The sequence below is a fragment of the Bradyrhizobium sp. MOS003 genome (genome assembly GCF_003020125.1).
Lineage (GTDB): Bacteria > Pseudomonadota > Alphaproteobacteria > Rhizobiales > Xanthobacteraceae > Bradyrhizobium.
Genome location: NZ_PYFW01000012.1, coordinates 38,155 through 64,186, shown reverse-complemented (window position 1 = coordinate 64,186; position 26,032 = coordinate 38,155). Strand labels below are relative to the sequence as shown.

The 26,032-nt window shown below is 63.0% G+C and carries 23 protein-coding genes and 1 pseudogene; 1 reads left to right on the top strand and 23 read right to left on the bottom strand.

Annotation, left to right across the window (positions count from 1 at the left end; translation table 11 throughout):
* Positions 1-13 precede the first annotated feature (13 nt).
* From rpsN to rpsL, 19 genes are all read right to left on the bottom strand, one after another.
* Entirely contained in the window at positions 14-319 is a 306-nt protein-coding gene (gene rpsN / locus C7G42_RS31785) for a 30S ribosomal protein S14 (protein WP_061026878.1), read from the bottom strand.
* A gap of 46 nt (positions 320-365) precedes the next feature.
* Positions 366-923 carry a 50S ribosomal protein L5 gene (rplE, locus tag C7G42_RS31780; protein ID WP_018322267.1) on the bottom strand — a complete coding sequence of 186 codons (558 nt, stop codon included), beginning with the start codon at positions 921-923 and terminating at the stop codon, positions 366-368.
* On the bottom strand, positions 916-1,230 hold the full coding sequence (rplX, locus tag C7G42_RS31775; protein WP_007603031.1) for a 50S ribosomal protein L24: 315 nt from the start codon (positions 1,228-1,230) through the stop codon (positions 916-918). The genes rplE and rplX overlap by 8 nt, the downstream gene beginning before the upstream one ends.
* Entirely contained in the window at positions 1,230-1,598 is a 369-nt protein-coding gene (gene rplN, locus C7G42_RS31770; RefSeq protein ID WP_007603030.1) for a 50S ribosomal protein L14, read from the bottom strand. The genes rplX and rplN overlap by 1 nt, the downstream gene beginning before the upstream one ends.
* A gap of 83 nt (positions 1,599-1,681) precedes the next feature.
* Positions 1,682-1,930: a 30S ribosomal protein S17 gene (gene rpsQ / locus C7G42_RS31765; protein WP_007603028.1), complete on the bottom strand. Its 249-nt coding sequence runs from the start codon at positions 1,928-1,930 to the stop codon at positions 1,682-1,684.
* Between the two features lie 13 nt (positions 1,931-1,943).
* On the bottom strand, positions 1,944-2,150 hold the full coding sequence (gene rpmC / locus C7G42_RS31760) for a 50S ribosomal protein L29 (protein WP_106952852.1): 207 nt from the start codon (positions 2,148-2,150) through the stop codon (positions 1,944-1,946).
* 5 nt (positions 2,151-2,155) lie between these two features.
* Complete coding sequence (rplP, locus tag C7G42_RS31755) at positions 2,156-2,569, bottom strand: 50S ribosomal protein L16 (RefSeq protein ID WP_008136349.1); 414 nt, start codon at positions 2,567-2,569, stop codon at positions 2,156-2,158.
* Positions 2,570-2,601: 32 nt separating this feature from the next.
* Positions 2,602-3,327 carry a 30S ribosomal protein S3 gene (rpsC, locus tag C7G42_RS31750; protein WP_008136351.1) on the bottom strand — a complete coding sequence of 242 codons (726 nt, stop codon included), beginning with the start codon at positions 3,325-3,327 and terminating at the stop codon, positions 2,602-2,604.
* Positions 3,328-3,344: 17 nt separating this feature from the next.
* Complete coding sequence (gene rplV, locus C7G42_RS31745) at positions 3,345-3,731, bottom strand: 50S ribosomal protein L22 (RefSeq protein WP_008136353.1); 387 nt, start codon at positions 3,729-3,731, stop codon at positions 3,345-3,347.
* 10 nt (positions 3,732-3,741) lie between these two features.
* A complete protein-coding gene (rpsS, locus tag C7G42_RS31740) occupies positions 3,742-4,020 on the bottom strand; it encodes a 30S ribosomal protein S19 (protein ID WP_008136357.1) in 279 nt (92 codons plus the stop codon).
* A 12-nt stretch (positions 4,021-4,032) separates the two neighbouring features.
* The gene (gene rplB, locus C7G42_RS31735; RefSeq protein ID WP_106952799.1) at positions 4,033-4,866 is read right to left on the bottom strand and encodes a 50S ribosomal protein L2; all 834 of its coding nucleotides are present in this window, start codon (positions 4,864-4,866) and stop codon (positions 4,033-4,035) included.
* A gap of 12 nt (positions 4,867-4,878) precedes the next feature.
* Positions 4,879-5,181, bottom strand: coding sequence for a 50S ribosomal protein L23 (locus C7G42_RS31730; protein ID WP_063195096.1), 303 nt, complete (start codon positions 5,179-5,181; stop codon positions 4,879-4,881).
* A complete protein-coding gene (rplD, locus tag C7G42_RS31725; RefSeq protein ID WP_074116741.1) occupies positions 5,178-5,798 on the bottom strand; it encodes a 50S ribosomal protein L4 in 621 nt (206 codons plus the stop codon). Before rplD ends, C7G42_RS31730 begins: the two co-directional genes overlap by 4 nt.
* Position 5,799: 1 nt before the next feature.
* Entirely contained in the window at positions 5,800-6,516 is a 717-nt protein-coding gene (gene rplC / locus C7G42_RS31720) for a 50S ribosomal protein L3 (RefSeq protein ID WP_018322262.1), read from the bottom strand.
* Between the two features lie 55 nt (positions 6,517-6,571).
* The gene (gene rpsJ, locus C7G42_RS31715) at positions 6,572-6,880 is read right to left on the bottom strand and encodes a 30S ribosomal protein S10 (protein ID WP_002712302.1); all 309 of its coding nucleotides are present in this window, start codon (positions 6,878-6,880) and stop codon (positions 6,572-6,574) included.
* Between the two features lie 81 nt (positions 6,881-6,961).
* Positions 6,962-8,152, bottom strand: coding sequence for an elongation factor Tu (tuf, locus tag C7G42_RS31710; protein WP_008136415.1), 1,191 nt, complete (start codon positions 8,150-8,152; stop codon positions 6,962-6,964).
* 40 nt (positions 8,153-8,192) lie between these two features.
* The gene (gene fusA / locus C7G42_RS31705) at positions 8,193-10,265 is read right to left on the bottom strand and encodes an elongation factor G (RefSeq protein WP_094971999.1); all 2,073 of its coding nucleotides are present in this window, start codon (positions 10,263-10,265) and stop codon (positions 8,193-8,195) included.
* Between the two features lie 30 nt (positions 10,266-10,295).
* Positions 10,296-10,766: a 30S ribosomal protein S7 gene (gene rpsG / locus C7G42_RS31700; RefSeq protein ID WP_018322260.1), complete on the bottom strand. Its 471-nt coding sequence runs from the start codon at positions 10,764-10,766 to the stop codon at positions 10,296-10,298.
* A 15-nt stretch (positions 10,767-10,781) separates the two neighbouring features.
* Positions 10,782-11,153 (bottom strand): 30S ribosomal protein S12, encoded by a 372-nt coding sequence (gene rpsL / locus C7G42_RS31695; protein WP_007603006.1) that lies wholly within the window; start codon positions 11,151-11,153, stop codon positions 10,782-10,784.
* A gap of 681 nt (positions 11,154-11,834) precedes the next feature.
* On the opposite strand from rpsL, the pseudogene C7G42_RS31690 reads away from it, so the two are divergent.
* Positions 11,835-13,078 (top strand): annotated as a pseudogene (locus C7G42_RS31690) (lycopene cyclase family protein).
* Here C7G42_RS31690 and C7G42_RS31685 read toward each other — a convergent pair.
* The 4 genes from C7G42_RS31685 to rpoB all read right to left on the bottom strand — a co-directional run bounded on the left by C7G42_RS31685 (position 12,997) and on the right by rpoB (position 25,877).
* The gene (locus C7G42_RS31685; protein WP_106952798.1) at positions 12,997-15,045 is read right to left on the bottom strand and encodes an ABC transporter ATP-binding protein; all 2,049 of its coding nucleotides are present in this window, start codon (positions 15,043-15,045) and stop codon (positions 12,997-12,999) included. The pseudogene C7G42_RS31690 and the gene C7G42_RS31685 overlap by 82 nt on opposite strands.
* Positions 15,046-15,180: 135 nt before the next feature.
* Positions 15,181-17,241 (bottom strand): FAD-dependent oxidoreductase, encoded by a 2,061-nt coding sequence (locus C7G42_RS31680; protein WP_106952797.1) that lies wholly within the window; start codon positions 17,239-17,241, stop codon positions 15,181-15,183.
* Positions 17,242-17,432: 191 nt separating this feature from the next.
* Entirely contained in the window at positions 17,433-21,629 is a 4,197-nt protein-coding gene (rpoC, locus tag C7G42_RS31675; protein ID WP_106952796.1) for a DNA-directed RNA polymerase subunit beta', read from the bottom strand.
* A gap of 129 nt (positions 21,630-21,758) precedes the next feature.
* A complete protein-coding gene (gene rpoB, locus C7G42_RS31670) occupies positions 21,759-25,877 on the bottom strand; it encodes a DNA-directed RNA polymerase subunit beta (protein WP_106952795.1) in 4,119 nt (1,372 codons plus the stop codon).
* Positions 25,878-26,032: the final 155 nt, after the last annotated feature.

The following is a 26,032-nucleotide window of genomic DNA, read 5'->3' as shown; positions in this document are numbered from 1 at the left end:
TAAACGCCCCTCCTTACCAGCTGGACTTCACGAGGCCCGGGACCATGCCCTTGGAGCCAAGTTCGCGCAGCGCGATACGGGACAGCTTGTTCTTGCGGTAGTTCGAGCGCGGACGGCCCGACAGCTCGCAACGCAGACGGATGCGGGTCGCCGACGAATTGCGCGGCATTTCCGCAAGCTTCAGGGTCGCGGCGAACCGCTCCTCCATCGGCAGCGTCTTGTCGGCGATGATCGCCTTCAACCGGGCGCGCTTGGGAGCGGCGTTCTTCGCCATCCGCTTGCGCCGGTTGTTCTTCTCGATTGAACTCTTCTTTGCCATGCTTGGCTCCTGGGTATCCGCGTTTGAGAGGCTTTAGGTCAGCGTCTCACTGCCGGAACGGGAAATTGAAAGCGGTCAACAAGGCCCTCGCCTCTTCGTCGGTCTTGGCCGTGGTGCAGACGGTGATGTCCATGCCGCGGGCTTCCGTGACCTTGTCGAAGTCGATCTCGGGGAAAATGATGTGCTCCTTGATGCCGAGCGAATAGTTGCCGCGGCCGTCGAAGCTCTTCGGGTTCAGGCCGCGGAAGTCGCGGACGCGCGGCAGCGCGACCGTCACCAGGCGATCGATGAACTCGTACATGTGGGCCTTGCGCAGCGTGACCTTGCAGCCGATGGGCTGGTTTTCACGCAGCTTGAAGGTCGCGATCGCGATACGCGAATAGGTCACGATCGCCTTCTGGCCGGCGATCTGGGTCAGCTCGGCAGCGGCGGTCTCGGCCTTCTTGCGATCGTTGACGGAATCGCCAACGCCCATGTTCAGCACGACCTTATCCAGGCGAGGAACCTGCATCACGTTCTCATAACCGAACTTCTCGGTCATGGCCGTGCGGATCTTCGCATCGTATTCCGCGCGCAGGCGCGGGGTGTAAGCGGCCTCAGCCATCGATCTCAGCTCCCGAGCTCTTGGCGATGCGGACCTTCTTGCCGTCCGCCAGAATCTTGAATCCGACGCGGGTCGGCTTCCCGTCCTTGCCGACATACGCGATGTTGGACAGTTGGATCGGCGACTCCTTCGAGATGATGCCGCCCTCCTGGGCCTGCGTCTGCTTCTGGTGACGCTTGACCATGTTGATGCCGCGCACCAGCGCCGTGCCGGCGTCGGGACGCACTTCGAACACTTCGCCGGTGCGACCCTTGTCGCGACCGGTCAGCACGACGACCTTGTCGCCCTTGCGGATCTTCGCAGCCATCACAGCACCTCCGGCGCGAGCGAGATGATCTTCATGTGGTTCTTCGCGCGCAGCTCGCGCGGCACGGGCCCGAAGATACGGGTGCCGACCGGCTCGGACTGGTTGTTGATCAGGACGGCGGCGTTGCGGTCGAAGCGGATGACCGAACCGTCGGCACGGCGAATGTCCTTGCGGACGCGCACCACGACGGCCTTCATCACGTCGCCCTTCTTCACCTTGCCACGCGGAATTGCTTCCTTGATCGAAACGACGATGATGTCGCCAATCGTGGCGTAGCGGCGCTTGGAGCCCCCGAGCACCTTGATACACATGACACGGCGTGCGCCAGAATTGTCGGCCACGTCGAGGTTGGTCTGCATCTGAATCATTGATGCACCTCGTCCTCTTCTATTTGCGCCAGCCCAGCCGGCGCTCAACATTTACCTGAAGTCAGTCGGCCAAAGCCAACAGATCAGGCGCTTTTCTTGTGCTCGCCCCGGATCACGACCCAGCGCTTCAACTTCGAAATCGGCTTCGATTCCTCGATCCACACCATGTCGCCCGGCTTGAACTCGTTGCTCTCGTCGTGCGCGTGGTAGTTCTTCGAACGGCGGATCGTCTTCTTGTAGATCGGGTGCGTGAAGCGGCGATCAACGCGCACCACGATGGTCTTGGCTTGCTTGTCGCTGACGACCACGCCCTGCAAAGTACGTTTCGGCATCTTCGTAAGCCTCTTACTTCTTCTTCGCGCGCTTCTGCGCGGCGACGGTCTTGATGCGGGCGATGTCACGACGTGCCTCGCGCAGGCGCGAGGTGTTCTCGAGCTGCCCGGTGGCGCGCTGGAAGCGCAGGTTGAAGCGCTCCTTCTTCAGGTTCAGGACGGCGTCATCCTGCTGGTCGGGGCTCATCGCACGGATGTCTTCGATCTTCATCTGGGCCATGGCCATTACTCCGCAATGCGCTCGACGAAGCGCGTCTTGATCGGCAGCTTGGCGGCCGCCAGGGTCAGCGCTTCGCGCGCCGTCTGGGTGTTGACGCCGTCGATCTCGAACAGCACCCGGCCCGGCTTGACGCGCGCCACCCACAATTCCGGCGAACCCTTGCCGGAGCCCATGCGGACTTCGGCCGGCTTCTTCGACACCGGAACGTCCGGGAATACGCGGATCCAGACGCGGCCGGCACGCTTCATGTGACGGGTGAGCGCGCGGCGGGCGGCTTCGATCTGACGCGCAGTGACGCGCTCAGGCTCGGTCGCCTTCAGGCCGAACTGGCCGAAGGCCAACGTCGCACCCGAAGACGCAACGCCGTGGATACGGCCCTTATGCGCTTTCCGGAACTTCGTCTTTTTAGGTTGCATCATGGCTTTGAGCCCTCAAATTCTCTGTGCTGGCATCAGGCCGCAGCGTTGTCGCGGCGCCCACGGCCACCGCGATCACCACCGCCGCTGCTCTCGCCTTCGGCCATTCTCTTGTCCTGGGCCATCGGATCGTGCTCGAGGATCTCGCCCTTGAAGATCCAGACCTTGACGCCGCAGGTGCCGAAGGTCGTGAACGCGGTCGCAACGCCGTAGTCGATGTCGGCGCGCAGCGTGTGCAGCGGCACGCGACCTTCGCGGTACCACTCCATGCGCGCGATTTCCGCACCGCCCAGACGACCCGAGCAGTTGATGCGGATGCCTTCAGCGCCGAGACGCATCGCCGACTGAACGGCGCGCTTCATGGCACGGCGGAACGCGACGCGGCGCTCGAGCTGCTGCGCGATCGACTCGGCCACCAGCGTCGCGTCGAGCTCCGGCTTGCGGATTTCGACGATGTTGATGACGACGTCGGACGAGGTGATGTCCGCGACCCTCTTGCGCAGCTTGTCGATGTCGGCGCCCTTCTTGCCGATCACCACGCCCGGACGAGCCGAGTGGATGGTGACGCGGCACTTCTTGTGCGGACGCTCGATCACGATGCGGGCGACGGCCGCCTGCTTGAGCTCCTTGTGCAGGATCTCACGGATCTTGACGTCCTCGTGCAGCAGCTTGCCGTATTCCTGCTTGCCGGCGAACCAGCGTGAATCCCAGGTGCGGTTGATGCCGAGACGCAGACCGATCGGATTGATCTTTTGACCCATCGTGTTCTCCTGCGCCCTTAAGCGGCTGCTTCGGCTTCGACCTGACGAACGATGATCGTCAGCTGCGAAAATGGTTTGTAGACACGGCCCGAGCGGCCGCGGCCGCGGGCGGCGAAGCGCTTCATGACGAGGCCGTTGCCGACGAAGGCCTGCGCAACGACGAGATCGTCCACGTCGAGATCGTGGTTGTTCTCGGCATTGGCGATAGCCGATTCCAGGCACTTCTTCACGTCGACTGCGATCCGCTTGCGCGAAAACTGCAGGTCGGCGAGCGCAGCAGCTGCCTTCCGGCCGCGAATGAGCTGGGCGACCAGGTTGAGCTTCTGCGGGCTCACCCGCAGCATCCGGGCGACCGCCTTGGCCTCGTTCTCGGCGAGGCTCCGTTCGCGCTTAGGTTTGCTCATCGTTTAATCCTCAAGCCTTCTTGGCTTTCTTGTCGCCGGAGTGGCCATGGAAGGTCCGGGTCGGCGAGAACTCGCCGAATTTGTGCCCGACCATTTCCTCGTTGACCGCCACCGGAACGTGCTTCTGACCGTTGTAGACGCCGAAGGTCAGGCCGACGAACTGTGGCAGAATCGTCGAGCGACGGCTCCAGATCTTGATGACGTCGTGACGGCCGGACGCACGGGCGGCATCTGCCTTCTTGAGCAGAGAACCCTCGACGAACGGGCCTTTCCAGACTGAACGAACCATGTCCGGCGTTCCTTACTTCTTCCGCTTGTGGCGGCTTAGGAGAATGAATTTGTTGGTCGACTTGTTGGTGCGGGTCTTCTTGCCCTTGGTCGGCTTGCCCCACGGGGTGACCGGGTGGCGTCCGCCCGAGGTACGACCTTCACCACCGCCGTGCGGATGGTCGATCGGGTTCATCGAAACACCGCGGTTATGCGGCTTGCGGCCCAGCCAGCGGTTGCGGCCGGCCTTGCCGATCGAGGTGTTCATGTGATCCGGGTTCGACACCGCGCCGATCGTGCCGCGGCAACGGCCGTGCACCAGGCGCTGCTCGCCCGAATTCAGGCGGATGATCACGTAGTCCTGGTCGCGACCGACGAGCTGGGCATAGGTGCCCGCGGAACGGGCGAGCTGGCCGCCCTTCCCGATCTTGAGCTCGATGTTGTGGATGATCGTGCCGACCGGCATGTTGCCGAGCGGCATGACGTTGCCCGGCTTCACGTCGACGTAGTTGCCGGCGACGATGTTATCACCCACGGCCAGGCGCTGCGGCGCCAGGATGTAGGCCTGCTCGCCGTCCTGATACTTGATCAGCGCGATGAAACCGCTGCGGTTCGGATCGTATTCCAGCCGCTCGACGGTCGCGGGAACGTCGATCTTCTCACGCTTGAAATCGACGGTGCGCAGCGTCCGCTTGTGACCACCGCCGCGGAAGCGCACGGTGATGCGACCGGTGCTGTTGCGGCCGCCCGAGGAATGCTTGCCTTCGGTGAGCGCCTTGACCGGCTTGCCCTTGTAGAGGGCCGAACGATCGACCATGACCAGCTGGCGCTGGCCCGGCGTCGTGGGATTGAATGTCTTCAGTGCCATCGTCGTGCGACCTTACAGACCGGTGGTCACGTCGATCCGGTGACCCTCTTCGAGAGTCACGATCGCGCGCTTGGAGTTCGACTGCGAGCCGAGATTGCCGCGGAATATCTTGGTCTTGCCCTTGCGGACCAGCGTGTTGACGCTCTTGACCTTGACGTCGAACAGCTTCTCGATCGCTTCCTTGATCTGCGGCTTGGTTGCCTTGGCGGCCACCTTGAACAGCACCTTGTTGTGCTCCGAGGCAATCGTCGCCTTTTCGGTCACGACCGGCGACAGGATCACGTCGTAGTGGCGGGCCTCGATGTTCTTCGTCATTTGAAGCGCGCCTCCAGCGCATCGATGGCGGCCTTGGTCAGAACGAGCTTCTGACGGCGCAGGATGTCGTAGACGTTGATGCCCTGGATCGGCAGCACGTCCATGTTCGGGATGTTGCGGGCCGCAGCGGCAAAGCCGTTGTTGAGCTCGGCGCCGTCGATGATCAGCGCGTTGGTCAGACCCAGGCCCGAGAAGTGACCGAGCAGCGCCTTGGTCTTGGCGGCTTCAAGCGCGGCCTTGTCGATCACGACGAGATCGCCGTCCTTGGCCTTGGCCGAGAGCGCATGCTTCAGCGCCAGCGCGCGGACCTTCTTCGGCAGGTCGGTGGCGTGCGAACGCACCACCGGACCGAAGGCACGGCCGCCGCCGCGGAACTGCGGCACGCGGGCCGAGCCGTGACGAGCACCGCCGGTGCCCTTCTGCTTGTACATCTTCTTGCCGGTGCGCCAGATCTCGGCGCGACCCTTGGCCTTGTGGGTACCGGCCTGGCGCTTGTTGAGCTGCCACTGCACGCAACGTGCAATGATGTCCTGGCGCGGCTCGAGACCGAAAATGGTGTCGGAGAGCTGGACCGAGCCGGCTTCCTTACCTTCGAGCGTGGTGACCTTCAATTCCATCTCACGCACCCTCTTGCTGGGCCGCAGCCTCGGCTTCGCCGCCCGCAACCTTGAACTTGCCGGGCTTCGGAGCTTCCTTCGGCAACGGCTTCTTGACGGCGTCGCGCACGCGAATCCATCCGCCCTTGGAGCCGGGAACGGCGCCTTCGACGAGGATCAGGCCGCGCTCGACATCGAGCTGAACGACGCGAAGGTTGAGCGTGGTGATGCGGTCGACACCCATGTGGCCGGGCATCTTCTTGTTCTTCCAGGTCTTGCCGGGGTCCTGACGGCCACCGGTCGAACCGATCGAGCGGTGCGAGACCGACACGCCGTGGGTGGCGCGCAGACCGCCGAAGTTCCAGCGCTTCATGCCGCCGGCGAAGCCCTTACCGACCGAGGTGCCGGTGACGTCGACGAACTGGCCGACGACGAAGTGGTCGGCAAGGATCTCGGCGCCGACCGGGATCATGGCGTCCGCAGTGACGCGGAACTCCTCGACCCGGCGCTTCGGCTCGACCTTGGCGACCGCGAACTGGCCGCGCTCAGCCTTGGGCATGTAAACGGTCTTGCGGGCACCAGAACCAAGCTGGAGCGCAACGTAACCGTTCTTCTCTTCAGTGCGGTGGCCTACGACCTGGCAATTGCCGAGCTTCAGCACGGTCACGGGGATATGTTCGCCGGCCTCTGTAAAGACCCGCGTCATCCCGACCTTTTGTGCGATCACTCCGGAGCGCATCGGCGTGCTTCCTGTTCTTTCTGTCCGCTATAATCGCGAACGTGATCCAAAAATCTTAGAGCTTGATCTCGACGTCGACACCGGCGGCCAAGTCGAGCTTCATCAAAGCATCGACGGTCTGCGGGGTCGGATCGACGATGTCGAGCAGGCGCTTGTGAGTGCGCATCTCGAACTGCTCGCGGCTCTTCTTGTCGACGTGGGGCGAACGGTTGACGGTGAACTTCTCGATGCGTGTGGGCAACGGAATGGGTCCGCGGACCTGCGCGCCGGTGCGCTTCGCCGTGTTCACGATCTCGCGGGTCGACGTATCGAGGATACGATGGTCGAACGCCTTGAGACGGATACGAATGTTTTGGCCGTTCATTGCCGTGTCTTTCTTCAGTGGGGTGGCGAATAGCGAATAGCGAATGTCACCATTCGCTACTCGCCGATCCCTGTTCTCGTATTACTCGATGATCGAGGCGACGACGCCGGCGCCGACGGTGCGGCCGCCTTCGCGGATCGCGAAGCGGAGCTTCTCTTCCATCGCGATCGGCACGATCAGGTGCACTTCCATCGCGATGTTGTCGCCCGGCATCACCATCTCGGTGCCTTCCGGCAGATGCACGACACCGGTCACGTCGGTGGTGCGGAAGTAGAACTGCGGACGGTAGTTGGTGAAGAACGGGGTGTGGCGACCGCCTTCTTCCTTGGTGAGGATGTAGGCCTCAGCCTTGAACTTGGTGTGCGGCTTGACCGAACCCGGCTTGCACAGCACCTGGCCGCGCTCGACGTCTTCGCGCTTGGTGCCGCGAAGCAGCGCACCGATGTTGTCGCCGGCCTGGCCCTGATCGAGCAGCTTGCGGAACATTTCGACGCCGGTAACGGTCGTCTTCTGGGTCGCACGGAGACCGACGATCTCGATTTCCTCGCCGACCTTGACGATGCCGCGCTCGACACGGCCGGTCACGACAGTGCCGCGGCCCGAGATCGAGAACACGTCTTCAACCGGCATCAGGAACGGCTGGTCGATCGGACGCTCCGGCTGCGGGATGTACTCGTCGACGTTCTTCATCAGCTCGAGGATGGCGTCATGGCCGAGCTTCTTGTCGGAATCTTCGAGAGCGGCGAGCGCCGAACCCTTGATGATCGGGATTTTGTCGCCCGGGAAGTCGTACTTCGAGAGCAACTCGCGAACTTCGAGCTCGACGAGCTCGAGCAGTTCCGGATCGTCGACCATGTCGCACTTGTTGAGGAACACGACGAGCGCGGGCACGCCGACCTGGCGGGCGAGCAGGATGTGCTCGCGGGTCTGCGGCATCGGGCCGTCAGCGGCCGACACGACCAGGATCGCACCGTCCATCTGGGCGGCGCCGGTGATCATGTTCTTCACGTAGTCGGCGTGGCCGGGGCAGTCGACGTGAGCGTAGTGGCGGTTCGGCGTCTCGTACTCGACGTGCGCGGTCGAGATGGTGATGCCGCGCGCCTTCTCTTCCGGCGCCTTGTCGATCTGGTCGTACGCGGTGAACGTCGCACCGCCCGCTTCGGCGAGAACCTTGGTGATCGCCGCGGTCAGCGACGTCTTGCCATGGTCGACGTGACCGATGGTGCCGATGTTGCAGTGCGGCTTGTTACGTTCAAACTTTGCTTTGGCCATTTGACTCTCCGTTCAATCGTCAGTTCGTGACCGACGACAATCAGGCAAACTTCTTCTGGACTTCTGCCGACACATTGGCCGGCGCTTCTGCGTAGTGGTCGAACTGCATGGTGAAGGTTGCGCGACCCTGGCTCATCGAGCGCAGGTTATTCACGTAACCGAACATGTTCATGAGCGGCACCATCGCATTGATGACGTTGGCGTTGCCGCGCATGTCCTGACCCTGGATCTGACCGCGCCGCGAATTCAGGTCGCCGATGACCGAGCCGGTATAGTCTTCCGGGGTCACCACTTCGACCTTCATGATCGGCTCGAGCAGGACGGACTTGCCCTTCTGCAAAGCTTCGCGGAATGCCGCGCGCGATGCGATTTCGAAGGCGAGCGCCGACGAGTCGACGTCGTGATACTTGCCGTCGACGAGCTGAACCTTGACGTCGACCACGGGGAAGCCCGCGACGACACCAGAGCTCATCACGCTGTTGAGGCCCTTTTCGACGCCGGGGATGTATTCCTTCGGAACCGCACCGCCGACGATCTTGGACTCGAACTCGTAGCCCTTGCCGGGTTCGTTCGGCTCGACCACGATCGACACTTCCGCGAACTGACCGGTACCGCCGGTCTGCTTCTTGTGGGTGTACTTGACCTCGGCCTTCTTGGTGACGCGCTCACGGAACGCAACCTGGGGCGCGCCGATGTTGGCGTCGACCTTGTAGGTGCGGCGGAGAATGTCGACCTTGATGTCGAGATGGAGTTCGCCCATGCCCTTGAGGATGGTCTGGCCGGACTCCTGGTCAGTCGACACGCGGAAGGACGGATCCTCCGCAGCGAGCTTGGCCAGCGCCACGCCCAGCTTTTCCTGGTCGGCCTTGGACTTCGGCTCGATCGCGATCTCGATGACCGGCTCGGGGAATTCCATCTTCTCCAGGATCACCTGCTTGTCGGGATCGCACAGCGTGTCACCGGTGCGCGCTTCCTTCAGGCCGGCCAGCGCGACGATGTCGCCGGCATAGGCTTCCTTGATGTCTTCGCGATTGTTCGCATGCATCAACAGCATGCGCCCGATGCGCTCCTTCTTCTCGCGGGTCGAGTTCACGACGCCGGTGCCGCTCTGCAGCACGCCGGAGTAGATACGGCAGAAGGTGATGGTGCCGACGAACGGGTCGTCCATGATCTTGAACGCGAGCAGCGCGAGCGGCTCCTTGTCGTCCGCCTTGCGCACGACTTCGTTGCCGCGATCGTCGGTGCCCTTGATCGCGGGCACGTCGACCGGCGACGGCAGATAGTCGACAACGGCGTCGAGCAACGGCTGCACGCCCTTGTTCTTGAAGGCCGAGCCGCACAGCACGGGATAGAACGCGCCGGTCAGAACCGCCTTGCGGATCAGCCGCTTCAGCGTCTCTTCGTCCGGCTCCTTGCCGTCGAGATAGGCGGCCATGGCGTCGTCGTCGAGCTCGACGGCGGCTTCCACCATCTTCTCGCGGTATTCCTTGGCCTGCTCGACCAGATCCTCGGGAATGTCGACGTAGTCGAACTTCGCGCCGAGCGATTCATCGTTCCAGATGATGCCCTGCATCTTCACGAGGTCGACGAGACCCTTGAAGTTGTTCTCGGCACCGATCGGAAGCTGGATCGCGATCGGCTTGGCGCCGAGGCGGTCGACGATGTCGGCCAGGCACTTGAAGAAGTCGGCGCCGGTCTTGTCCATTTTGTTGGCGAAGACGATGCGCGGAACCTTGTACTTGTCGCCCTGGCGCCAGACGGTCTCGGTCTGGGGCTCGACGCCCTGGTTCGAGTCGAGCACGCAGACGGCACCGTCGAGCACGCGCAGTGAACGCTCGACTTCGATGGTGAAGTCGACGTGGCCGGGGGTGTCGATGATGTTCAGGCGCTTGCCGGCCCAGAACGCGGTGGTCGCGGCCGAGGTGATCGTGATGCCACGCTCCTGCTCCTGCTCCATCCAGTCCATCGTCGCTGCACCTTCGTGCACTTCGCCGATCTTGTGGCTCTTGCCGGTGTAATAGAGGATGCGCTCGGTGGTCGTGGTCTTGCCGGCATCGATATGCGCCATGATACCGAAGTTGCGGTAATTCTCTATGGCATGAACGCGGGGCATTGAGTGTTCCTTAGATTCCGTGTTTCGCCGTTACCAGCGATAGTGCGAGAAGGCACGGTTGGCTTCCGCCATCCGGTGCACGTCTTCCCGCTTCTTGACGGCGTTACCACGGTTGTTCGAGGCGTCCAGCAGCTCGGCCGAGAGCCGCTCGGTCATGGTCTTCTCGTTGCGATCGCGCGCAGCCGAGATCAGCCAACGGATGCCCAGCGCCTGACGGCGGGTCGAACGAACCTCGACCGGAACCTGGTAGGTCGCGCCGCCGACGCGGCGGGAGCGCACTTCGATCGTCGGCATGACGTTCTCGAGTGCCTGCTCGAACACGCCGAGCGGGTTCTGCTTGGTCTTGGTTTCGATGATACCGAACGCACCGTAGACGATGCCTTCGGCGACCGACTTCTTGCCGGCGTACATCACCGAGTTCATGAACTTCGTGACGATGATGTTCCCGAACTTCGGATCCGGAAGGACTTCGCGCTTTTCCGCTGAGTGGCGACGAGACATGGACCTGGTTCCCGCTTACTTCGGACGCTTCGCGCCGTACTTCGAACGACGCTGCTTACGGTTCTTGACGCCCTGGGTATCCAGAACGCCGCGGAGGATGTGGTAGCGCACGCCGGGCAAATCCTTGACGCGACCGCCGCGGATCATGACCACCGAGTGCTCCTGGAGGTTATGGCCTTCACCCGGGATGTAGCCGATCACCTCGAAGCCGTTGGTCAGGCGCACCTTGGCGACCTTACGAAGCGCCGAGTTCGGCTTCTTCGGGGTCGTCGTGTAGACGCGGGTGCAAACACCACGCTTCTGCGGCGACTGCTGCAGCGCCGGCACCTTCTTGCGCGACTTCTGCACTTCACGCGGTTGAGCGATCAGCTGGTTGATCGTCGGCATCCTGGCCTTACCCTTTGTTATCGCGGCTCCTTGCGGACCCGCTGTCTTGCCGCGGTCCATTGAAGGGACCGCAAATTCTTTCGAGCACCCCGCCCGACCGGGTCACCTTGCGCGAAACAATCCGCACAAAGCGAAATCGCGCCAACCGCCCCATCAACGGGCGGAAAGCGCTTCGACGCCACAGAGGACCGCAGTATCAAGGCCGGTCAGCATAAAGCCACGGCCCGCGCACTGAGGTCATGCATCCGAATTCGATCTCAAGAGGACGCGCTCAAGAGACCTAAAGTCGCACTGGCATTGCCTAGCTATGATCGACAGCGTTTGAGCGGCATTCGTCGAGGTTGGTGCCCGTCTTGAGCGATCCCTTGCGGCTCTGGTCCTCGGGGATCTAACGGGTGGCCCGTTCCGACGCTGGCGATGCTCACCGCCTGTCGTTAAGTGAGGCGCTTTCTATAAGTGGGAATCGATCAAGTCAAGGCGAAACGACAGTCAGAAGCGCTTCAGGAGCCTGTCAAAATCGCTGTTTGGCGCGTTCGCCTCCCGACTCCGATATGGGAACATCGTCACCGTTTCGCCAGCCCGAAAATTATTGTACCCGGGTGGAAAGTACTATTATGACCAAAGCTGAGGCTTTTTTTCTGTTGAGGCGTCAATCTAGGGCCTTCGGCGGGGATGCGCGCCATGCGGTACACCGACATTGCCATTATCGGCGGGGGATTGGCGGGCTCGACCGCCGCCGCGATGCTCGGCCGGGCCGACGTTTCGACCGTCCTGATCGCTCCGCATGAGAGCTATCCGGCGGACTTTCGCGTCGAGAAACTCAGTGGCCAGGAGCAGCTTGGGCGATTCTCAAGGACCCGAGAGGCAGAATCAGTGCTGCGCCGGGCGACCTTTGCCGGTGAGAATTGGATCGCTCGCTTCGGCCGCCTGCTGACAAGGCGCCGAGCCGGCAGTTCAACATCCTCTACGATTCCCTGGTCAACGCCGTCCGCGACGAAATCCCCGCTTCCGTCGAGCGCATCTGCGCCAAGGCCATTACCGTCGAGACCAGCGAGGAGCGGCAGAGGATCGCGCTCTCCAATGAAGAGACGATCTCGGCCCGCCTGGTGGTGCTCGCCAATGGCTTGAATGTCGGCCTCACCAGCTCGGCATCGCCCAAAAGGTCATCAGCGCCTGCCATTCGATCTCGATCGGGTTCGACGTCGTCCCGGTCGGGCGCGCAACATTCGCCTTCCCGGCGCTGACCTATTTCTCGGAGCGGCCGAGCGATCGCATCCCCTACACCTCGCTGTTTCCGATCGGCACGCGGATGCGCGCCAATCTGTTCGTGTACGGCGGCTTCAACGATCCCTGGCTGCGCGAATTGCGCCGCGCGCCCGCTGAGACGCTGGACCGCCGCCCTGCCCCGGCTGAAGCACACCACCGGCCCTTTCAACATCGCCGGCGAGTTGAAGATCCGTCCGGTCGATCTCTACGTGAATGACGCCGGCCATCAGCCCGGCGTGGTGCTGGTCGGCGACGCCTTCGCCACCTCCTGCCCGGTCGCTGGGTATCGGCTGCGACAAGGTATTCACCGACATAGAACGGCTCTGCAATGTCCACATCCCGCAATGGCTGGCTGCTGACGGGATGGATGCGGAGAAGATCGCCGCCTTCTACGCCGATCCGGTGAAGCGGGATTGCGATCAATGGGCGGCGGCGAAACCTTTGATTTCCGCTCGGTCTCGATCGCGACGAGCCCCTACTGGACGGCGCAGCGCTGGGCGCGCTTCATGGGGTGGTCGAGCCAGGGTTTATTGCGGCGGCTTGGAGGAGCGTTCCATCTGGAGCCGAACTTCCTCGGTCACTCCTCGTCGTCCTCGTCCTCATCATCCTCGTCGAGGTCGTCCTCGTCGCCTTCCTCATCGTCGCTTCCGTCGGCGTGAGCCGCCGCGGCGTGCGGCTGGTGGATCTGGTCGTTCCACAGCTTGCGATAGGTCCCGTTCTTGGCGAGCAACTGGGCGTGCGAGCCGCGCTCGATCGCCCTGCCCCCTGAGATCACGATGATCTCGTCCATCTCGACCACCGAGGTCAGCCGGTGGGTCGACCAGATCATGGTGCGGCCCTTGGCGACCTTGAGCAGCGTGCGGTTGATCGCGGCTTCCGTGGTCTGGTCCAGCGCCGAGGTGGCTTCGTCAAGCAGCAGTACCGAGGGATTGCGGATGATCGCGCGCGCGATCGCGATGCGCTGGCGCTGGCCGCCCGACAGCGTGTCGCCGCGCTCGCCGACCGGCGTGTCGTAGCGCTGCGGCAAGCTCATGATGTAGCGGTGGATCTCGGCCTTCTTGGCCGCCTCCGCCACTTCCTCGTCGGTCGCGCCCTCCTTGCCGAGCCGGATGTTCTCGCGGATCGACATGTTGAACAACATGTTCTCCTGGAACACCACCGCCATGCTCCGGCGCAGCGAATCCATCGTCACCTTGCGGACGTCGACGCCGTCGATGGTGACGCGACCCTCGTTGGGCACATAGAGCCGCAGGATCAGGTTGAGCAACGTGCTCTTGCCGGAGCCGCTCGGGCCGACGATCGCGATGCGCTTGCCTGCATTGAGCTTGAGACTGAGATTATCCAGCACCGGCGTCTGACTCCCCTCGTACTGGAAGGAGACGTGATCGAAGGTGATGTCGTTGGTGATGCGCGGCAGATCGGGCGCGCCGGGGCGATCAGCGGCACGGGTCGGCTCGTCCAGCAGCTCCTGCATGTGCCGAATCGCGGCAGCCGAGGAGATCGACACCGGGATGAAATGCATGACATGGGCGATGTTGTAGGAGACTTCCCAGAAAGCGCTCTCGAAGGTGACGAAGGTGCCGATGGTGATCTGGCCCTTGGTGGCGAGATAGGCGCCGATGGCGAGCACCACGAGGTGCAACATCAGCACCGAGATGGTGACCGTCCGCTCCACCATGGTCGAGAGGAACGCGGCCGAGGCGATCTTGTCGCGGGCCTCGTGGTTGCGGAAGGTGAAGAAACCGAACATCCTGCGCTGCAGGCTGAACGCCTTGATCACGGCCTGCGCCGCCACGTTCTCCTGCACCATCCCGAGCAGCGCGCTCTCGTTGAGCTTCTGTTCGTAATTGGCCTGCACCGCCTTCGGCGTCAGGATCCGCGGGCCGATCAGCGTGATCGGGAACACGAGCAGCGCAACCGCCGCGAGCTGCCAGTTCAGGAACACCATCAGGATGATGCCGGCGATCAATTCCAGAAATGGCAGCGCGGCACTGTTGGCAAACGTCTTGACCGAGCCTTCGAAGGCCGAGAGGTCGACGGAGAAGCGCGACAGGATCTCACCGCGCTTGGTGCGGCCGAAATACGCCGCCGGCAGGTCCTGAACGTGCTCGAACAGGCGCTGGCGGACGTCGGAGATGATGCAGGCCGCCAATCGCGCGTCCCAGCGCTCGTACCAGACCGCGACGATCGAGGTGAAGATGCCGGCGACGGCGAGCACGCCGAGGATCTTGTAGAGCGCCTGGAAGTCCTCCTCGCCGAGCGCGTCGTCGATCAGGAACTTGAGGCTGAGCGGCATGATGACGTTGAACAGCGTCTCGACGAAGACGCCAAACGCCACAAATGACAGCATACGTTTGTAATTGACCAGGAATGGCTTGACGAACCCGACGATGGTCGCGAGCGCGCCCGCGGCCTCGCGCGCGGTAAAGACGACGAGGTCCTCGTCCTCATCGTCGTCATCGAGCTCCAGCTCGTCATCCTCCTCGTCTTCGGCATCCTCGTCGTCTTCGAGGTCCGGCTTGGCAGCCGAGGCGAGCTTGTCGTTGTGCTCGGCCACCTCTTCGGCGGCGAGCTTCCGTTTGTCGGGCGAAAGAGGCTTGTCGGGCGAGGAAGGCTTGGATGCCATGAAACCAACGGATGCTGACGGCCGGCACGACCGCAGAGAAAGCAGGACATAGCGGAAGGCCGCTATCGTACCGATTCTATGCGATCATTATGAATTCGGCAAAACAATTGGCGAATTCGAGAGCGCACCCCGCGGCTAGTCCTCGTCGTCGTCCTCGACCTTGTCGAAGAAGGAATAGCGCAGGCTGTCGGCGTCGGCGTACCACTGCCCCGGCCCTTTGTTGGCGGCGAGCGTTGCCTCCCAGAGCGCATCGGTACTGTCCTTGCGGTGCATCGAGAGGTCGAAGCCATTACCGAAGAACAGTTCGGACCATTCCCACCAGGTGCCGAGCTTCTTGACTCCACGCAAGAGGTCGTAGCGGTCGATCAGCGCCGGCGCCATGTCCGAGGTGACAGAGCCGAACACGAGGCCGGTCTTGACCACGCGGTTCAGTTCCTTGATCGCGCGGACCACCTGCTTCGGGGAAACATGGCAAAGGCTGGTCTCGAACACGAAGTCGAATGCGCCGTCCTTGAACGGCATGTCGGTGATCGAGCCGAGCTTGTTGTACTTCTTGAGCGCCTTCGGGGTCCTGGCGTGGATGGCGCGGTTGTTCTCGATGCCGAAGGCATCGATGCCGCGGTCACGCAGCGCGCCGACCAATTCGCCACTGGCCGAGCCCGCGACGAGCAGCCTGGTGCCCTTGGTCTTGCCCCAGACGATGCCGAGCAGCCGGGTGAGGTAGTCGGGATCGGTGAAGTGCCGCCACGCCTCGTGATAGGGACCGAGGCCGCGATAATTCTCGAAATAGTCACGGTCGATCTTGTCGGCGAGCGGCTTGTCGTCCTGCGCGCGCGCGCGGCGCAGGCGCATCATTTCGGTCAGGATGATGTCGGTCGCAGCATCCGAGGAGTCGAGCAGGCCGTTCAGCGTCGAGTCGAACAGATAGTCGCCGACCACCACGATGCCGGGATGCTCCTTCGGCTCGGGCCGGTGATTGGTCATGACGTCGCGCACCGGCAGGCCGCCCGGTATGGCGTTCACCGACGACAGCCAGCGATGGATCTTGCCTTCCATGAAATGCGACCGCGCATCGCCGAGCGAGGCCGGCAGCGACTTCAGCGCGGCATCGATCAGCTCCTGGTCCGACAGGTTGGCGAAGGCCAGCGCGTCGGAGCCGGGAATCAGCCAGTTCAGCACGCCGTGCTTGCCGACGTCGTGGCGCGCGCCCTCGTTGTAGACGCAGCAGCCGCCGAAGGCTTCCGACATGAACCAGGCGCCGGAAATCTTCTCGCCCCAGAACGGCGTGTCGAACAGGATCGAGACGCGTAAATAATGCGCGGGACGGTCGAAGTAGGAGACGTGCTTGACCATCGACTTGCGGAGCTGTTCGCCTTCCCACCCCATGGTGGCGAGCCAGGAATGCGGCAGGCAGACCAGCACGAGATCGAAGTCGCGCGTCTCCGGCCCCTTGCCATTCATCATCTTGAGCTGGTAGCGGCCGGTCGGCGCCTTGCCGACGGCGAGCACGCGATGATTGAGCTGGATGTCGGCGTTGACCTCCGACTGCAGGCACTCGATCAGCTGCTCGTTGCCGTTCTGGATGGAATAGAGGCCGATATAGCCGTCGACATCCATCAGATAGTTCTTGAGCGCGTTGAGGCCGTTGGTGTTGTGGCTCTCGGTCGCGATGTCGGAGCGCGCCATCACCTTGAAGAAGCGTTTCGCGGTTTCGTCCTCGACCTCCTCGTCGAGCACCTGCTCGGCGGTCTTGTAGGCCCAGGGGTTCTCGTTGTCGTGCGCGCCCACGCCCTCGTAATATTCGACAGGTGACATCGCTTCAGCGCAGCGCTTGCGGAACGCCTCGATCGCCGCGGCGGTCTTGGCGCCGTATCTGCGGCGCATGCCCGGCACGTCGTTGAGGAGCTCGCCGCCGAACTGCACCTGCTCGGCATCCATCGGAATCGTCTGCAGCCCGAAATGCTGGATCAGTTCGCGCAGCGGATCCGGCCCGGTCATCGAGTAGTCGTAGATCTCGGCAACGCCGGCCTCGTAAATCGCGGGCGCGGAATCGAACTTGCGCGTGACGATCTTGCCGCCGAGCCGATCGGAGGCCTCGTAGATTGTGACGCGACAGAGATCGCCAAGCTTGCGCTTCAGATACCAAGCGCTCATCAGCCCGCCGGGGCCGCCACCTACGATTGCGAGATCAAGCATGTGAGTTCCGAGGTCTCCGGCGCGCCGCCCGTCACGGGATCCACCGGTCTAAACTCCCTTAGCACAAGCGCTTTTGCGCCTGAAGGAAAGATGAACAAAGGTTGATCCCGCATCGCAACAGGCAAACAAAGCAGCAAAAGGCCGGCTTTCGCCGGCCTTTTCATTGTCCTGGTAGTCCTACGGATGAACGATCATTCCGCGGGAGGTAGCGCAGGAAGCTCCGCTTCCGGCGCGGGCGATACGACCGCCGCCTGCTTCTCGCGCTCGTCCAGGATCATCTTGTCGCGCTTCACGGCGACTTCGCGGATCTTGGCCATGGAGGCGCCGGTGCCCGCCGGGATCAGCCGGCCGACGATGACGTTCTCCTTGAGACCATCGAGCGGATCGACCTTGCCGTTGACCGCCGCTTCCGTGAGGACGCGGGTGGTTTCCTGGAACGAGGCCGCCGAGAAGAAGGAGCGGGTCTGGAGGCTCGCCTTGGTGATACCGAGCAGAACCGGCGTCCCCGTGGCGATCTTCTTGCCCTCTTCCTTGGCCTTCTCGTTGAGCGCGTCGAACTCGATCTTGTCGACCTGCTCGCCCGAGATCATGTCCGTGTCGCCCTGGTCGGTGACTTCCACCTTCTGGAGCATCTGACGGACAATCACCTCGATGTGCTTGTCGTTGATGAGCACGCCCTGGAGCCGGTAGACCTCCTGGATTTCGTTGACCAGATAGGCCGCGAGTTCCTCGATACCCTTGACCGCAAGGATGTCGTGCGGCGCCGGGTTGCCTTCCACGATGAAGTCGCCCTTTTCGACGACGTCGCCGTCCTGAAGGTGGATGTGCTTGCCCTTCGGGATCAGGTACTCGCGCGCCTCCTCGGTCTTGTCCATCGGCTCGATCGAGATGCGGCGCTTGTTCTTGTAGTCGCGCCCGAACCGGATGGTGCCCGCGATTTCGGCGATGATCGCCGCATCCTTAGGACGCCGTGCCTCGAACAGTTCCGCCACCCGCGGCAGACCGCCGGTGATGTCACGCGTCTTGGCGCTCTCGGTCGAAACACGGGCGAGGATGTCACCCGGGTTGACCTTGGCTCCGACGTCGACCGACAAAATGCCGTCGACCGACAGCATGTAGCGGGCATCGCCGCCACGGGCGAGCTTGAGCACCTTGCCGTCCTTGCCCTTGACCACGATGGCCGGACGCAAATCCGCGCCGCCGCGAGTCGAGCGCCAGTCGATGACCACGCGCTTGGCGATGCCGGTGGCCTCGTCCAGCGTTTCCGTGATCGACTGACCTTCGACCAGATCCTCGAAGCCGATGGTGCCTTCCACTTCGGTGAGAAGCGGACGCGTGTAAGGATCCCACTCGACGATGCGCTGGCCCCGCTTGACCATGTCGCCCTCGTCGACGTGCAGGCGCGCGCCGTACTGAATACGGTGCGTCGCACGCTCGGTACCGTCGGCATCGACGATCGCGATCACCATGTTGCGGACCATCGCGACCAGGTGACCCTCGCTGTTGCGGGCGATGGCCTTGTTCCTAATCACGATCTTGCCGTCGAAGTTGGATTCGACGAACGACTGCTCGTTGAGCTGCGCCGCACCACCGATGTGGAAGGTGCGCATGGTCAGCTGGGTGCCGGGCTCGCCGATCGACTGCGCCGCGATGACGCCGACGGCCTCACCGTGGTTGACCGGCGTGCCGCGGGCGAGGTCGCGGCCATAGCACATGCCGCAGATGCCGTTGACGAGTTCACAGGTCAGTGCCGAACGGATCTTCACCTCCTGCACGCCACCCTGCTGGATGGCGTCCAGATGGCTCTCTTCCATCAGCGTGCCGCGCTTGATGATCACCTTGCCGGAGCTGTCGCGGATGTCTTCGCAGGCCGTGCGTCCGAGGATGCGCGAGCCGAGCGAAGCAACCACGGTGCCGGCATCGACGATGGCGCGCATCTTGATGCCGAGCTTGGTGCCGCAGTCGCTCTGCGTGATGATGCAGTCCTGCGCCACGTCGACCAGACGACGGGTCAGGTAGCCCGAGTTCGCGGTCTTCAACGCGGTGTCCGCGAGGCCCTTACGGGCGCCGTGGGTCGAGTTGAAGTACTCGAGCACCGAGAGGCCTTCCTTGAAGTTCGAGATGATCGGCGTCTCGATGATCTCACCCGACGGCTTGGCCATCAGGCCGCGCATGCCGGCGAGCTGGCGCATCTGGGCCGGCGAACCACGGGCGCCGGAGTGTGCCATCATGTAGATCGAGTTGATGTCGGCATCGGCTCCACTCGCCGTCTTCTTGGTGGAGGAGATCTCCTTCATCATCGCCTTGGCGATTTCTTCCGTGGCCTTCGACCAGGCGTCGACCACCTTGTTGTACTTCTCGCCATGGGTGATCAGACCGTCGTTGTACTGCTGCTCGAAATCCTTCGCCAGCGTACGGGTGGTGTCGACGATCTTCCACTTGGAGTGCGGTACGACCATGTCGTCCTTGCCGAACGAGATGCCGGCCTTGAACGCGTTGTAGAAGCCGAGCGCCATGATGCGGTCGCAGAAGATCACCGTCTCCTTCTGGCCGCAGTGGCGGTAGACCTGGTCGATCACGCCCGAGATTTCCCGCTTGGTCATCAGCTTGTTGATGATCTCGTACGAAATCCGCGGGTTCTTCGGCAGGAGATTGCCGAGCATGACGCGGCCGGCGGTGGTCTCGATCCAGCGCGTCGAGACCTTGCCGGTCTCATCCATCCCCTGCCACCGGTACTTGATCTTGGTGTGGAGGTGGATGACCTTCGCGTGCAGCGCGTGCTCGAGCTCGGCCATGTCGCCGAAGATCTTGCCCTCGCCGGGCAGGCCTTCGCGCATGATCGAGACGTAGTAGAGACCGAGCACGATGTCCTGCGACGGCACGATGATCGGCTGGCCGTTCGCCGGATGCAGGATGTTGTTGGTCGACATCATCAGGACGCGCGCTTCCAGCTGCGCTTCGAGCGACAGCGGAACGTGCACGGCCATCTGGTCGCCGTCGAAGTCGGCGTTGAACGCGGCGCAGACCAGCGGGTGAAGCTGGATCGCCTTGCCCTCGATCAGCACGGGCTCGAACGCCTGGATGCCGAGACGATGCAGCGTCGGCGCGCGGTTGAGCAGCACCGGATGCTCGCGGATGACCTCATCCAGGATGTCCCAGACCTCCGGCCGCTCCTTCTCGACCAGCTTCTTGGCCTGCTTCACCGTGGTGGACAGGCCCTTGGCGTCGAGCCGCGAATAGATGAACGGCTTGAACAGCTCGAGCGCCATCTTCTTCGGCAGGCCGCACTGATGCAGGCGCAGCTCGGGACCGACCACGATCACCGAACGGCCCGAATAGTCGACGCGCTTGCCGAGCAGGTTCTGACGGAAGCGGCCCTGCTTGCCCTTCAGCATGTCGGCGAGCGACTTCAGCGGGCGCTTGTTGGCACCCGTGATGACGCGGCCGCGGCGGCCGTTGTCGAACAGCGCATCGACCGCTTCCTGAAGCATGCGCTTCTCGTTGCGGATGATGATGTCGGGCGCACGCAGCTCCATCAGCCGCTTCAAGCGGTTGTTGCGGTTGATGACGCGGCGGTAGAGGTCGTTGAGGTCCGAGGTCGCGAAGCGGCCGCCGTCCAGCGGCACCAGCGGACGCAGGTCCGGCGGGATCACCGGAACCACGGTCATGATCATCCATTCCGGCTTGTTGCCGGAGTGGCGGAACGCTTCCACGATCTTCAGGCGCTTGGCGAGCTTCTTGTGCTTGATGTCGGAGTCGGTCTCCTGCATCTCGAGGCGTAAGGTGGCTTCGAGCTTCTCGAGGTCCATGCCCTTGAGCAGCTCGCGGATCGCTTCCGCGCCGATCATGGCGGTGAAGCTGTCCTGGCCGTACTCGTCCTGCGCCTTCAGGTACTCGTCTTCCGACAGCAGCTGACGGTCCTTGAGCGCGGTGAGACCCGGCTCGAGCACGACGTAATATTCGAAGTAGAGGATCCGCTCGAGATCCTTCAGCGTCATGTCCAGCAGGAGGCCGATGCGCGAGGGCAGCGACTTCAGGAACCAGATGTGCGCGACGGGGGCTGCGAGCTCGATATGGCCCATGCGCTCGCGCCGGACGCGCGACAGCGTGACCTCGACCGAGCACTTCTCGCAGATGATGCCCTTGTACTTCATGCGCTTGTACTTGCCGCACAGGCACTCGTAGTCCTTGATCGGCCCGAAGATGCGGGCGCAGAACAGGCCGTCGCGCTCGGGCTTGAAGGTGCGGTAGTTGATGGTCTCCGGCTTCTTGATCTCGCCGTAGGACCAGGACAGAATCTTCTCTGGAGACGCGATCGAGATCCGGATCTGGTCGAAGACCTGAGCCGGAGTCGTCGGGTTGAAGAGATTCATAATTTCTTGGTTCATCGTCTTCTCCTCGCGTGCCGGTCGCCTACGGCCGCAAATTCGAAAATCACTCGAGCGGGGCGCCCTGCCCTCAAGGCCTCGGACGGGGCGCCGATGCCCGGCCGCAAAGGCCGGGCATGAAAGGTCGTGTTACTCGGCAGCTTCCGACGTCGACGCCGGTCCCACCTTGGAGTTGTGCAGGTCGACGTTGAGGCCGAGCGAGCGCATTTCCTTGACCAACACGTTGAACGATTCCGGAATACCGGCCTCGAACGTGTCGTCGCCGCGCACGATCGCCTCGTACACCTTGGTACGGCCGGCGACGTCGTCCGACTTCACCGTCAGCATCTCCTGGAGCGTGTACGCCGCGCCGTAAGCCTCGAGCGCCCACACCTCCATTTCGCCGAAGCGCTGGCCGCCGAACTGCGCCTTGCCGCCCAGCGGCTGCTGGGTGACGAGCGAGTACGGACCGATCGAACGCGCGTGGATCTTGTCGTCGACCAGATGGTGCAGCTTGAGCATGTAGATGTAGCCCACCGTCACCTTGCGATCGAACGCGTCGCCGGTACGGCCGTCATAGACGGTCGACTGGCCCGAAGCGTCCAGACCGGCAAGCTTCAGCATCTCCTCGATGTCGGCTTCCTTGGCGCCGTCGAACACCGGCGTCGCGATCGGCACGCCGCGGCTGAGGTTATGGCCGAGCTCGATCAGTTCGTTGTCGTTGAGCGACTTGATCGTCTCGTCCTCGCCGTAGACCTTCTTCAAGGTTTCCTTCAGCGGCTTGATGTCCTGCTTCGACAGATAGGCATCGACCGTCTGGCCGATACGCTTGCCGAGGCCGGCGCAGGCCCAGCCCAGATGGGTCTCGAGAATCTGCCCGACGTTCATGCGCGAGGGCACGCCGAGCGGATTGAGCACGATGTCGGCATGCGTTCCGTCTTCGAGGAACGGCATGTCCTCGATCGGCACGATCTTCGATACCACGCCCTTGTTGCCATGGCGGCCGGCCATCTTGTCGCCGGGCTGGATCTTGCGCTTCACCGCGACGAAGACCTTGACCATCTTCATCACGCCGGGCGGCAATTCGTCACCGCGCTGAAGCTTTTCGACCTTGTCGAGGAAGCGCTGTTCCAGCCCCTTCTTCGACTCGTCGTACTGCTTCCGCATTGCCTCGATCTCGGCCATCAGCTTGTCGTTCGGCGAAGCGAACAACCACCACTGCGACTTCGGGTACTCCTCGAGCACCGCACGGGTGATCTTGGTGTCCTTCTTGAAGCCCTTCGGACCGGCAATGCCCTGCCGTCCCTCGAGCAGCTCGGCAAGACGGTTGTAGACGTTGCGGTCCAGGATCGCCTGCTCGTCGTCGCGGTCCTTGGCCAGACGCTCGATCTCTTCCCGTTCGATCGCCAGCGCACGCTCGTCCTTGTCGACGCCGTGACGGTTGAACACGCGCACTTCCACGATCGTGCCCTGCACGCCCGGTGGAACGCGCAGCGAGGTGTCGCGAACGTCGGAGGCCTTCTCGCCGAAGATGGCGCGCAGCAGCTTCTCTTCCGGCGTCATCGGGCTCTCGCCCTTGGGCGTGATCTTGCCGACCAGGATGTCGCCGGCGCGCACTTCCGCGCCGATGTAGACGATACCGGCTTCGTCGAGGTTCTTCAGCGCTTCTTCCGACACGTTCGGAATGTCGCGGGTGATTTCCTCAGGCCCGAGCTTGGTGTCGCGGGCCATCACTTCGAACTCCTCGATGTGGATCGAGGTGAAGACGTCTTCCTTCACGATCCGCTCGGAGAGCAGGATCGAATCTTCGAAGTTGTAGCCGTTCCACGGCATGAACGCGACGAGCACGTTGCGCCCGAGAGCGAGTTCGCCGAGATCGGTCGACGGACCGTCGGCGATGATGTCGCCCTTCCTGACGATGTCGCCGACCTTCACCAGCGGACGCTGGTTGATGCAGGTCGACTGGTTGGAGCGCTGGTACTTCATCAGACGGTAGATATCGACGCCCGACTTGGTCGGATCGAGATCTTCCGTGGCGCGGATGACGACGCGGGTGGCGTCGATCTGGTCGATCACGCCCGAACGGCGCGCCGCGATCGCGGCGCCCGAGTCGCGCGCAACCACGCCTTCCATGCCGGTGCCGACGAACGGCGCCTCGGCGCGAACCAGCGGCACCGCCTGGCGCTGCATGTTCGAGCCCATCAGCGCGCGGTTGGCGTCGTCGTTCTCGAGGAACGGGATCAACGCCGCGGCGACCGAGACCAGCTGCTTCGGCGACACGTCCATGTAGTCGACCTTGTCGGGCGTCACCGGCAAGACTTCGCCGGCATGACGGCAGACCACGAGGTCTTCGGTGAAGCGGCCCTTCGGGTCGAGCGGCACGTTGGCCTGCGCGACCGTGTAGCGGCCCTCTTCCATCGCCGAGAGATACACGACCTCGTCGGTGACGCGGCCGTCCTTGACCTTGCGATACGGCGTCTCGACGAAGCCGTACTTGTTCACGCGCGCGAAGGTCGCCAGCGAGTTGATCAGGCCGATGTTCGGGCCTTCCGGCGTCTCGATGGGGCAGATGCGGCCGTAATGCGTCGGATGCACGTCGCGGACTTCGAAGCCGGCGCGCTCGCGGGTCAGACCGCCCGGTCCAAGCGCCGAGAGACGACGCTTGTGGGTGATCTCCGAGAGCGGATTGGTCTGGTCCATGAACTGCGAGAGCTGCGAGGAGCCGAAGAACTCGCGCACGGCGGCAGCCGCCGGCTTCGCGTTGATCAGGTCCTGCGGCATGACCGTGTCGATGTCGACCGAGGACATGCGCTCCTTGATCGCGCGCTCCATGCGCAGGAGGCCGATGCGATACTGGTTCTCCATGAGTTCGCCGACCGAGCGCACGCGGCGGTTGCCGAGATGGTCGATGTCGTCGATCTCGCCCTTGCCGTCGCGCAAATCCACCAGCGTCTTGATGACGGAGAGGATGTCTTCCTTGCGCAGCGTGCGCTGGGTGTCGGGCGCATCGAGGTCGAGGCGCATGTTCATCTTGACGCGGCCGACCGCGGAGAGGTCGTAGCGCTCGGCGTCGAAGAACAGCGACTGGAACATGGCCTGCGCCGAATCCAGCGTCGGCGGTTCGCCCGGACGCATCACGCGGTAGATGTCGAACAGCGCATCCTCGCGCGTCATGTTCTTGTCGGCCGAGAGCGTGTTGCGGATGTAGGGACCGATATTGACGTGGTCGATGTCGAGGAGCGGCAGCTCCTTGTAGCCGTGCTCGTTGAGCACCTTCATCGACTTGTCGGTGATTTCCTCGCCGGCTTCGGCGTGGATCTCACCCGTCTTCGGGTTGACGAGGTCCTCGGCGATGTAATTGCCGACCAGTTCCTCATCGGCCAGGCGCAGCGCCTTCAGCCCCTTTTCCTGGAGCTGACGGGCAGCACGAACGGTGAGTTTCTTGCCGGCCTCGAGCACGACCTTGCCGGTATCGGCGTCGATCAGGTCGTTGACGGTCGAGTAGCCGCGGAAGCGGTTGGCGTCGAACGGAACGCGCCAGCCTTCCTTGGTCCGCTTGTAGAGGATCTTCTTGTAGAAGGTGGACAGAATCGCCTCGCCGTCGAGGCCGAGGGCGAACATCAGCGACGTCACCGGAATCTTGCGGCGACGATCGATACGCGCATAGACGATGTCCTTGGCGTCGAACTCGATGTCGAGCCAGGAACCGCGATACGGGATGACGCGGGCAGCGAACAGCAGCTTGCCCGACGAATGGGTCTTGCCCTTGTCGTGATCGAAGAACACGCCGGGCGACCGGTGCATCTGCGAGACGATGACGCGCTCGGTACCGTTGACGATGAAGGTGCCGTTCATCGTCATGAGCGGGATATCGCCCATATAGACGTCCTGCTCCTTGATGTCCTTGACCGACTTCGCGCCGGTTTCCTCGTCGATATCGAACACGATGAGGCGCAGCGTCACCTTGAGAGGCGCCGCGAAGGTCATGCCGCGCTGGCGGCACTCGTCGACGTCATATTTCGGCTGCTCGAACTCGTAGCGGACGAATTCCAGCATCGAGGTGCCCGAGAAGTCGGAGATCGGGAACACCGACCGGAAGACCGCCTGCAGACCTTCGTCGAGACGCCCCCCTTGGGGTTCATCGACCATCAGGAACTGATCATAGGATGCCTTCTGAACCTCGATGAGGTTCGGCATCTCTGCGACTTCCTTGATGTGTCCGAAGAACTTGCGAACGCGTTTGCGACCGGTAAATGTCTGCTGCGCCATCGTGGCCTCTCATTTTCGTCGCCCGATCTGGGCGCGCCCTCCGGAACGCGGCTGCCACCGCTCCCCGGGTTGAATTTTTCGAACCCGCTTTGGGGGCCGGAGACTCAAATTCAGGCCGGAATGTCCTGAATCTGTTCTTCAGACCTTCAAAACGC